This window comes from Oleiphilus sp. HI0080, assembly GCF_001635135.1.
The window spans coordinates 1-10,071 of the sequence record NZ_LWFU01000975.1; the positions used below are offsets into that span (position 1 = coordinate 1).

13 protein-coding genes are annotated in these 10,071 nt (G+C 48.4%); 11 read left to right on the forward strand and 2 right to left on the reverse strand.

All coding sequences use genetic code 11. The annotated features are described in order from the left end of the window. Positions 1–339 (reverse strand): nucleoside triphosphate pyrophosphatase (locus tag A3751_RS18680; RefSeq protein ID WP_197466502.1); only part of this gene is annotated, 339 nt, incomplete at its 3' end. Positions 340–491: 152 nt separating this feature from the next. Here A3751_RS18680 and A3751_RS18685 point away from each other — a divergent pair. The 11 genes from A3751_RS18685 to A3751_RS18735 all read left to right on the forward strand — a co-directional run bounded on the left by A3751_RS18685 (position 492) and on the right by A3751_RS18735 (position 9,577). Continuing rightward, positions 492–1,004 carry a YceD family protein gene (locus tag A3751_RS18685; RefSeq protein WP_068458531.1) on the forward strand — a complete coding sequence of 171 codons (513 nt, stop codon included), beginning with the start codon at positions 492–494 and terminating at the stop codon, positions 1,002–1,004. A 70-nt stretch (positions 1,005–1,074) separates the two neighbouring features. After that, positions 1,075–1,254: a 50S ribosomal protein L32 gene (gene rpmF / locus A3751_RS18690; protein ID WP_068458532.1), complete on the forward strand. Its 180-nt coding sequence runs from the start codon at positions 1,075–1,077 to the stop codon at positions 1,252–1,254. Positions 1,255–1,272: 18 nt separating this feature from the next. Beyond that, the gene (gene plsX, locus A3751_RS18695; protein WP_068458533.1) at positions 1,273–2,298 is read left to right on the forward strand and encodes a phosphate acyltransferase PlsX; all 1,026 of its coding nucleotides are present in this window, start codon (positions 1,273–1,275) and stop codon (positions 2,296–2,298) included. A 28-nt stretch (positions 2,299–2,326) separates the two neighbouring features. Further along, complete coding sequence (gene fabD, locus A3751_RS18700) at positions 2,327–3,271, forward strand: ACP S-malonyltransferase (protein ID WP_068458534.1); 945 nt, start codon at positions 2,327–2,329, stop codon at positions 3,269–3,271. Next, positions 3,272–4,018, forward strand: a complete 747-nt coding sequence (gene fabG / locus A3751_RS18705; RefSeq protein WP_068458535.1) for a 3-oxoacyl-ACP reductase FabG — start codon at positions 3,272–3,274, stop codon at positions 4,016–4,018. A 159-nt stretch (positions 4,019–4,177) separates the two neighbouring features. Further along, complete coding sequence (gene acpP, locus A3751_RS18710; protein WP_068458536.1) at positions 4,178–4,411, forward strand: acyl carrier protein; 234 nt, start codon at positions 4,178–4,180, stop codon at positions 4,409–4,411. Positions 4,412–4,507: 96 nt separating this feature from the next. Next, complete coding sequence (fabF, locus tag A3751_RS18715) at positions 4,508–5,749, forward strand: beta-ketoacyl-ACP synthase II (protein ID WP_068458537.1); 1,242 nt, start codon at positions 4,508–4,510, stop codon at positions 5,747–5,749. A gap of 141 nt (positions 5,750–5,890) precedes the next feature. After that, entirely contained in the window at positions 5,891–6,748 is an 858-nt protein-coding gene (pabC, locus tag A3751_RS18720) for an aminodeoxychorismate lyase (protein WP_068458538.1), read from the forward strand. Then, positions 6,735–7,844: an endolytic transglycosylase MltG gene (gene mltG, locus A3751_RS18725; protein WP_156492622.1), complete on the forward strand. Its 1,110-nt coding sequence runs from the start codon at positions 6,735–6,737 to the stop codon at positions 7,842–7,844. The genes pabC and mltG overlap by 14 nt, the downstream gene beginning before the upstream one ends. 36 nt (positions 7,845–7,880) lie before the next feature. Beyond that, positions 7,881–8,498, forward strand: a complete 618-nt coding sequence (tmk, locus tag A3751_RS18730) for a dTMP kinase (RefSeq protein ID WP_068458539.1) — start codon at positions 7,881–7,883, stop codon at positions 8,496–8,498. 29 nt (positions 8,499–8,527) lie between these two features. Further along, a complete protein-coding gene (locus A3751_RS18735; RefSeq protein WP_068458540.1) occupies positions 8,528–9,577 on the forward strand; it encodes a low specificity L-threonine aldolase in 1,050 nt (349 codons plus the stop codon). Between the two features lie 12 nt (positions 9,578–9,589). Here A3751_RS18735 and A3751_RS18740 read toward each other — a convergent pair. Beyond that, a partial coding sequence (locus A3751_RS18740) for a permease (protein ID WP_197466503.1) occupies positions 9,590–10,071 on the reverse strand: 482 nt, incomplete at its 5' end.

The window sequence follows — 10,071 nt, forward strand, 5'->3', positions numbered from 1 at the left end:
TGGATCATGCAGGCAGACGCTTGTAAAGAAACGCACCCTTTTACCCGAGCAGCTCGCCAGCTGCTTAATATTGTTCTCTGCATTGCCAGGCTTATGCAGCTGGTGGCCGTCGAGAATCGCGACTTGGTCACTCCCAATAATCAGGTTGTTGCCTTTAAGCATGCTGGCGACGGATTTTGCTTTTTGAGTGCCGAGTTCAATGGCAAGTTCGTGAGGGGTGCTTTTTCTAGTCGCGCGCTCATCAATTGCCGGTGCGATGCTATGAACGTCTTTGAAGACTTTTTCTAAAAGTGTTTTTCGATATTTGCTGGATGAGGCTAAAACGAGATTTTTTCGCATCGGGTTGTCTTTGATTAGTCTGGTTTGTTGTTTAAGCGTTTCTGCTCTAGCTTAGGATGTAAATGCCAGTGTGTGTACTGCTTTGAACGATTGTTAAAAAAATGCTGTTTTCTTTTGACAAGTACTTGTCACGCCAATAGAATTGCGCGCTTATGTCAGACCACTCGCTTCCAAAGACCATTGATCCCCTGAAATATGCGGACCAAAGCAAGGTGCTCGAGGGACAAATTTCGCAAAAAGCTTTAGAGCGTTTGCGTGAAATTGTACTTGAGTCGGAAGGAGATGTTGAGGTTAAACTTGAGTTTGGCCGAGATCAGCAGCACTTGCGTGTTGTGAAAGGGCATTTGTCAGCGTCTCTCCAGCTAAAGTGTGAGCGTTGTCTTGAGCCGGTATTAAAGCAGGTAGAATCGAACTTTGAGTTGGGCATTGTTTTGTCCGATGATCAAGCGAAAAACCTACCGGGCTATTATGAGCCGCTGCTTGTTGAATACGACTCGATGCCAGTTTACGAAGTGGTTGAAGAAGAATTGATCCTGAGTTTGCCAATGTTCGCTTATCATGACGATTGCAAGATGAGGCAGATTGAGGAACCGCAAGAGTTTGAAAACGCCCCTAAAAAGGACAACCCTTTTAGCGTGCTGACGGACTTGAAGCTAAAGAAATAGTTGAGAATTTGAGGTCGAGCTGAAAACAGCTTCCTCTGCATGTTAGAGAGACACCTTTCGGGAGAAACGTATGGCTGTTCAACAAAATCGTAAAACTCGCTCTAAGCGTGGTATGCGTCGCTCACACGATGCGCTAACTGGTGAAACTTTGTCAGTTGATTCAACAACTGGTGAAACGCATCGCCGACATCACGTGACTGCTGACGGTTTCTACCGTGGCAAGAAAGTCATCGAGAAAGCTGAAGACTAAGATAGTCGTCAGCTTGCTATGACGAACTCTAGACGCATCGCAATCGATGCGATGAGTTGTGATCATGGTGCTAAAGTGGCGGTTGAAGCGTCGCTCGCGTTTTTGCAACGCAACAAAACCTCCGATATCGTTTTAGTTGGAAAACAAGACGATCTGGAGGTTTTTTTATTTCAGCATGCCGCCTATGCCGCTTTAAAACACCGTATTCAAGTTCTTCACGCTGGCTCGATCGTTGAAATGAGCGATAAACCTTCTCGCGTCTTGCGTCAAAAGCAAGATAGTTCTATGGCTGAAGCGCTCAAGATGGTTCGTCATGGAGAGGCTGAAGCCGTTGTGAGTGGCGGTAATACTGGCGCCTTGATGGCTCTGGGTCGATCTATTCTTGGAACTTTTCACGGTGTTGATCGGCCTGCTATCACCAAGTTATTCCCTTCGAAGTCTGGCGGTACCCTCGTCTTAGATCTTGGTGCGACTGTCGATAGCTCTGCAGAGCAGCTTTTGCAGTTCGCATTGATGGGGCAGATACTGGCCCAGGTTATTAAGAATAAGCCTCAGGCGTCGGTAGCATTACTCAATGTTGGCGACGAGGATATTAAGGGCAATGAGGTCGTCCGCTTGGCGGATGCGCTAATCAAAGATACTCAAGAAATTAATTACATCGGTTTTGCTGAAGGCGGAGATATATTCCGTGGTAAGGCAGATGTACTGGTATGCGATGGATTTGTCGGAAATATCGCATTGAAAAGCGCAGAGGGAGCGGCGGGTATCATCCTTTCAGGTGTCAAAGAGTTTTTTGATAAGAATTTCTATCGTCGTTTATTGGGGCGTTTGGTCCTACCATTAATGGGTGATGCGTTGCGTCAATTAGACCCCGAGACGCATAATGGAGCCATGTTTCTTGGTCTAAATGGCGTGGTTGTGAAAAGTCATGGCTCCTCAAGCGTAGCGGCATTTATTCACGCTATCGAGCTAGCAGAGCGCGAAGCCGCGGAAAACCTCCCTGAACAAATTAATCGGATACTGGAGCTGGCCTCAATCGACTGATTTGGCTCAGCCCGAAATAGGAGAAGAAATGTCTTTGGTATTTATGTTTCCTGGGCAAGGCTCTCAGACAATTGGCATGATGTCTGAGCTTTTAAGTCTGTCTGAACGCGCGAATAAAGTGTTTGACGAGGCATCAGCTGCGATCGACATCGACCTGAGAGCCCTAGCTTTGGGTGGGCCAGAGGATCGAATAAATCAAACTGAAATTACGCAACCTTTAATTCTGACTGCGAGCATTGCAGTTTGGCAGGAGTGGTGTGCTCGCTCAGACCTTCGTCCTCAATATATGTGTGGCCATAGCTTGGGAGAGTACACGGCGCTAGCTGCGTCTGGAGCGATCACTCTTGCGGATGCAGTTAGCCTTGTGCATTTGCGCGGCAAGCTCATGCAAAGTGCCGTGCCATTAGGTCAGGGCGCTATGGCGGCTTTGTTAGGTTTGGAGGACTCCGCTGTCGAACGGGTCTGTGAAGAAGCGCAGCAATTTGGCGTGGTTTCTGCGGCTAACTTTAATTCGCCGGGCCAGGTCGTGATTGCTGGAGCGAATGCGGCGCTTGAGAAAGCGATTGAGTTGGCGAAAGAGGCTGGAGCACGCCGAGCGGCCATGCTGCCGGTTAGTGTGCCTTGTCACTGTGCGCTGTTAGAACCGGCTGGGCAGGAGCTTGCAGAAGCCATCAATGCTATTGAGATGTTAGAGCCTTCGGTGCCCATCGTGCAGAATTTTACTGCGGCAGTTCCGAGCTCAATGGATGAGCTAAAACACAATTTGCTGCAGCATTTGCATCAGCCTGTGCGTTGGGCGGATTCAATTCGTTATCTTATAAGTCGTGATGCAGGTCAGTTTGTCGAGTGTGGTCCGGGTAAGGTTTTGGCTGGCTTGAATAAACGTATTGATCGCTCTGTGACGTCGTATGCGATATCTGATATCGAGTCAATTGAGGCTACTAAGGCTGTATTGCAGGGAGAGGGTGCGTAAATGCTTGGAGAGAAAAAAGTAGCATTGGTAACAGGTGCCAGTCGTGGTATTGGTCAAGCAATAGCGAAGGCGCTGGCGGCCGATGAAAACCTGACAATCATTGGCACTGCCACGACAGAGGCTGGCGCCTCCTCGATTTCGCATTATTTTGCTAAATGGGGCTTAGACGGAGATGGAATAGTCATGGATGTGAGTGACCCTGATTCCGTGAGTGAGGGGGTTGCTCAGGTGACATCGGCTTATGGCCCACCAATGATTTTGGTCAATAATGCGGGTATTACCAAAGATGGTTTGATGCTTCGTATGAAAGAGCAGGACTGGCAGCAGGTAATACAAACCAATTTGAGTTCAGTTTATCGCACCTCAAAAGCAGTGTTAAAAGGGATGACCAAGGCGCGCTGGGGACGAATCATCAATGTCAGTTCTGTTGTCGCGCAGATGGGAAATCCAGGTCAGGCAAATTATTGTGCGTCCAAGGCTGGGATAGAAGGCTTTACGAGATCCTTGGCTCATGAAATCGGAAGTCGCGGGATCACTGTCAATGCTGTGGCTCCCGGATATATCCAAACAGATATGACAGAAGAACTGAGTGAGGATAATAAGGCCTCTATGTTGTCGAGGATCCCGCTTGGTCGACTCGGAACTGCCGCGGAAGTCGCGTCTGTCGTCGCTTATTTGGCATCTACCCAAGCTGCTTATGTTACCGGTCAAACGATCCATGTTAACGGCGGCATGTATATGTCTTAAGGTATAGCTTAGATGCTTGTCTCACTTGAATGATTCAACTAGACTAGCACGCATTAATTGGCCTGAAGCGCGAGAAGAGGTCGTTATCGGCTTGAGGGCTCAGACGATTTACGGGGCGCTGCTGAATTGAGCTACCGGTTTCCATTAAGAGAGGAATGTATGAGTACTGTAGAAGAACGCGTAAAAAAGATTGTATGCGAGCAATTAGGTGTTAAAGAAGCTGAAGTGCAAAACACTTCTTCTTTTGTTGATGATCTCGGTGCAGACTCTCTTGATACCGTGGAACTGGTAATGGCTCTGGAAGAAGAGTTTGAGACAGAGATTCCTGATGAGGAAGCGGAAAAGCTTTCTACAGTACAAGAAGCGATCGATTATATTATTGCTAACCAATAATTAGTCGAACGCGACCGTCGAACCGTCCACAAGCTAATCGGCTTTGGGCGGTTTTTTGGTATTTGCGTCGCCTATAATTTTTTACGGAGTTAGTTCATGTCAAAACGACGTGTAGTAGTTACGGGGCTTGGTGCTTTGACGCCGCTTGGCAATACAGTAGCTGACACTTGGCAGCGTTTGCTAGCGGGAGAGAGCGGTATAGGCTTTGTAGAGCGTTTTGACACCACGGACTTTCCCGTAAAAATTGGTGGTGAACTTAAAGGCTTGGATATTGGTGATTATTTGGATCGCAAAGAAGCGAGGCGCATGGATCCATTTATGCACTACGGAATGATTGCCTGTATGCAAGCTGTCGAAGATGCGAACCTAGAGGGTTTGAACGAGCGTCAGCTAAAGCGAACGGGTGTTGCGATGGGGTCCGGGATCGGTGGTATCGAGATGATCGAGACCATGCGGGATACATATAACAAATCTGGCTCGCGACGCGTCTCTCCGTTCTTTGTACCAAGCGCGATCATTAACATGATCTCTGGCAATGTAGCGATTAAATATGGCTTTAAAGGGCCTAATATTGCAGTTGTTACTGCCTGTACTACGGGCACGCACAATATTGGCTACGCCGCTCGCACGATATCTTACGGCGATGCAGATGTGATGCTTGCCGGAGGTGCGGAAATGGCTACTACTCCTGTCGCTATGGCTGGTTTCGCCAATGCGAAGGCTCTTTCTACTCGTAATGATGAGCCAACAAAGGCGAGCCGTCCTTGGGATACGGCTCGTGATGGTTTTGTTCTCTCCGATGGCGCCGCTTGCGTTGTTTTGGAAGAATACGAGCACGCCTTAGCTCGCGGTGCGGAAATTTATGCGGAGGTTGTGGGTTTTGGTATGAGTGATGATGCCTTTCATATCACCTCGCCCTCAGAAGATGGCGAGGGCGCACGTGCTTCTATGGAAAATGCCCTGAATGATGCAGGAATAGCCGCCGAGCAAGTGGATTATATTAACGCGCATGGCACATCTACACCCCTAGGCGATGTCGCAGAGGCGAAAGCAATCGAAAGCTTATTCCCGCATAGCAGCAGCGGTTTGTTGGTTAGTTCAACCAAATCATCGATTGGCCATCTGCTAGGCGCAGCAGGGGCGGTTGAAGCGATGTTTAGCATACTCGCCATTCGAGATAACGTTGCACCACCAACGATTAATGTTGAAGAACAAGAGCCGGGAGTCGCGCTGGACGTTGTTCCAAACAAAGCTCGAGAAGCAGAGATTTCAACGGTATTGAGTAACTCATTTGGTTTTGGCGGTACGAACGGGACGCTTATTTTCAAAGCACTATAAATGTTGTTGAAGACGATACGCTGTATCTAATCAACGCCGAGTCGAGACCGAGTATCCAATCCTAAGAAGAACAAGACCAAGCAAAGTGATCGTAGTCGCTTTGTGTTAACGCCTAAACCCCAATAATTGAGCACAATCGCTATGAGTGCATTGCTATTCAGCTCTCTTGACGACGATGGCGCCTCGCCACTTAGCCTAAGCAATCGAGCTTTGTCTTATGGGGATGGTATTTTCGAGACCATTCGTATCGTTGATGGCATGGTTCCATTGCTGGATTACCATAGAGCTCGCTTTTTGCGGGGGGTTGAGGTTCTGGCTTTAGGTCCTTCGCTTGAGATGCTTCAGCAGTTTGATCAAGCTTTAGAAGACGTCGTGCGAAGAATGCAGCTCATTGAGCATCAATCAGGCCTTGTAAAGCTTTTTGCTATCCGCAGAGAGGGTGGTCGTGGTTACGCCCCGATGCAGCCAAGTGTGACAGATTTCCACCTACAAGCGTTCGAATTGCCGCAGTATCAAGCGGATTTCTACAGAAAAGGTATTGATCTAAAGCTGTGTGCTTACCAATTAAGCGAGCAGCCGAATCTAGCTGGCATTAAGCACATGAATCGTCTCGACCAAGTCCTTGCAGCCAGAGAGCTTGGTGATGCGCCTGAAGGTTTGATGTTAGATCAGCATCAGCGCGTTATTGAGGGAACGAAGTCGAATCTGGTCGTTTTTTCGGGTGGTCGTCTCTTAACGCCAGAAATAAAGACTTGTGGTATTCGCGGCACCTTATTAAGTGCCCTGCTTGCCGGAGAGCTAGATGCACTTCCGTTATCTGAACAGTCATTAACGCTAGACGATATGTATGCTGCGGACGGACTAGCGATGATCAATAGTGTATTTGGCATATGGCCGGTTGCTCAGTTCGGACAAGCGAAATATTCGATTGTTCCTCAATGCAGAGAGCTAATGTCGAGGGTTAAGGAGCGGTTTGGGTTTCGTTATGAAGTTGATTAAATTTTTGGTGGCCGGAGCAATGCTTTCAGGCTTAATGTTGGTTGCTGCTGTGCTGGCTTACCTCCGATATATTGAGAAGCCCTTACCCATTTCTTCCCCCTTTGTTTACGAGCTAAAAAGCGGAGTCTCTTCTAACCGCGTTATTCAAGATTTTCATCAGCTCGGTATTATTCAATATGAAGAAATAGCCAAGGTGTATCTGCGCCACAAAAATCTTGGGGCCAGCTTAAAGGCTGGTGAGTTTGAGATTGAGCCAGGCTTGAGTTTGGCGGGGTTGTTCACCCTGCTTAGCTCGAATAATCAGGTGCGTTATAAGATCTCTTTGATTGAGGGATCGACATTTCGAGAAGCGCGCGCTGTGTTAGCGGCGGATAAACGGCTTAAACATGTCACTGATGATCTGAGTGATAAGCAGGTTTTGGCGAAACTTCAGGCTGATATAGGTGGATCTCAAAAGAGTGCTGAAGCAAGTTCTAACAAGGCGTCGTTAAATGGGCAGGTACCGGAAAAAACACAGCTTCTATTTTCTCATCCTGAAGGGAGTATTTACCCTGATACGTATTTCTTTCATCGAGGGGAGACCGATCTTTCCATTCTTCGGCGCGCGCACGATCGATTAAAAGCGGTTCTTATGGACGAGTGGGCAAAACGTAAGCCTAAGCTTCCATTGGCGAATGCGTATGAGGCGTTGATTTTGGCTTCGATCGTAGAGAAAGAGACTGGCAAGCCGAGTGAGCGAGAGGAGATTGCGGGTGTATTTATACGCAGATTGAATAAAAAGATGCGATTGCAGACTGATCCCACTGTGATCTATGGGCTGGGTGACCGTTATAAAGGTAATATTACGCGTAAACATCTGCGCGAGCTTACCCCTTACAATACATATAGAATCAATGGATTACCGCCTACGCCAATCGCGCTCGCTGGGCGAGACGCGATTTTTGCGGCGTTAAATCCAAAGCCCGGAAAGAGTTTATATTTTGTGGCAAAAGGCGATGGTTCGCATGCCTTTTCTGAAACCATAGAGCAGCACAATAAGGCCGTCAGGCAGTATCAATTGCGTCGTCGAAGTGATTACCGGTCAACGGTCGAATAAGAAGCTGCGTTCAAGCGCGGATCAAAGAGTAAAACTATGCGTGGAAAGTTTATTACGGTAGAAGGCGGCGAAGGTGTCGGTAAATCCAGCAACATCGAGTTCATTGCAAGCACGTTAAGAGCGAAAGGTATTGATTGCATTGTTACCCGAGAGCCTGGTGGCACCCCCTTAGCCGAAGAGATTCGGGAAGTATTGATACAGCGCAGGGACGAGACCGTGCATCCTGATACCGAGCTCTTACTCATGTTTGCTGCGAGGGCGCAGCATCTCAATGAGAAGATTTTGCCCGCGCTTGAGCGGGGCGTCTGGGTGGTATGCGATCGATTCACTGATGCTACTTTTGCCTACCAGAGTGGTGGTCGTCAGCTGCCGAGTGACAAAGTGTCTAACCTTGAAACCTTCGTTCAAGGGGCGCTTCGACCGGATGTGACGCTGCTTTTAGATGCTCCGATTGAGGTTGGTATGGCGCGCGCTAGTAAACGCGCCGAACTGGACCGTTTCGAAGAAGAGAAAGTAGAGTTTTTTAGTCGTGTTCGCACGACCTATTTGGAGCGCGCAAAGAAAGACCCGAAACGTTTTATCGTGCTTGATGCCAGTCTCGAGCTTGAGCAAGTGCAGGAGCATTTGGCGCAAGCTTTAGACGCTATTATCTAAACTCAGGTTAGAAAGAAGATGTTTTTACTATGAACTTTGGCAGCGATAATCAGAGCGGCGCTTCAGAAAAAATCCTTCAAGCAATTGTTGCAGCGAATTCAGGGGCAGAATCTAGTTATGGAACTGATCGATGGACGCAGCAGGCTGAGGAGAAGCTTGCGGAATTTTTCGAAACCGAAGTTCAGGTTTATTTTGTCGCGTCTGGAACTGCGGCTAACTGTTTAGCGCTGTCTTCTCTCGTAAGCCCTTGGGAGCTGATTGTTTGCCATTCTCACGCCCATATTCTTAATGATGAGCTAAGTGCTCCAGAATTCTATACCGGCGGTGCTCGTCTGCTTGGGCTAGACCTTGATAAGCCAAAACTCTCAGAGAGCGGGTTAAGACAGTATCTTGAGCGGTTTGACGGTCATGACCCTCACACATCTACTCCCAGAGCGCTAAGTCTGACCCAGCTTAGCGAAACTGGATCAGCCTTTAGTCTCGATGAGCTGAGTGCTTTAACTCAACTTGCCAAAGCGTATGATATGCGCGTCCATATGGATGGAGCACGTTTCGCGAACGCATTGGTAGGGCTTGGCTGTACACCCGCAGAAATGACGTGGAAGCTAGGAGTGGATGTGCTTTGTTTGGGTGCAAGTAAGAACGGCGCGCTGGCCGCAGAGGCCGTTGTTTTCTTCGATAAGAGCTTGGCGAAAGATTTTGAATTCCGTAGAAAGCGAGCGGGGCACTTGTTGTCAAAAGGGCGCTTACTCGGCTCGCAGTTTTGTGCGTGGCTAGAGGCTGATCACTGGCGCGGGCTGGCAGAAAAAAGCAATGCAGCAGCGCGACGTATTATGACGGGTATCGAGGCCAGCGCATTTGCGGAAGTCATCTGGCCAGTTGATGGTAATGAGGTGTTTGCCCTTATCGACAATCAAAAGATAAAAGAGCTCCGTGATGCCGGAGCGATATTTGGGGAATGGCCTGAGCGTTTTCTTTCTAAGGGTATCGCTCGAGAAAACGCAACGCTGGTGCGTTTAGTATCCTCTTTCAATACCACGGATCAAGAGCTAGAGCAGTTTCTGGATATTCTGTCTTAGGCTTTGCTGGTGCTAGCTGCTCACATTGAGCAGCCAGGCAACGACAAACACCTGTGGCAGCGTCAGCAAGGGTAAAAACAGCGCCGTTTTCCAGGAGCTGGTTGTTTCTTTTATCACCATGATCTCGGTGTAGTCCGTTGCCACGCCGCCCATCAAAAAAGCAAAGCTGTTGCCCGGAGCGTTGGCTCTGGTCATTAAGTCTGCCGCGATGGGCGTTGATCCTTCTGAACATACCTCAATAATGGTTGCCGCGATTAATGTCGCGATCAGTCCGAATATCGTTGGGCCAAAATAATTCTGGAAGTCCTCCAAGCTAACAAAGGCACGAATCGCCGATGCGAGTAATACACCAAATAGTAGCCACTTAAGTATAATACGTGCGCCGCTCATCCCGCCCCTAGTTATGCGAGACAGCAGCTGTCGGTCCCAGTGCACGTTTGCTAGCTGCCTTTTCGCTTCGGGCCAAAACTCAAAGTTGCCGTCGATTTCATGTT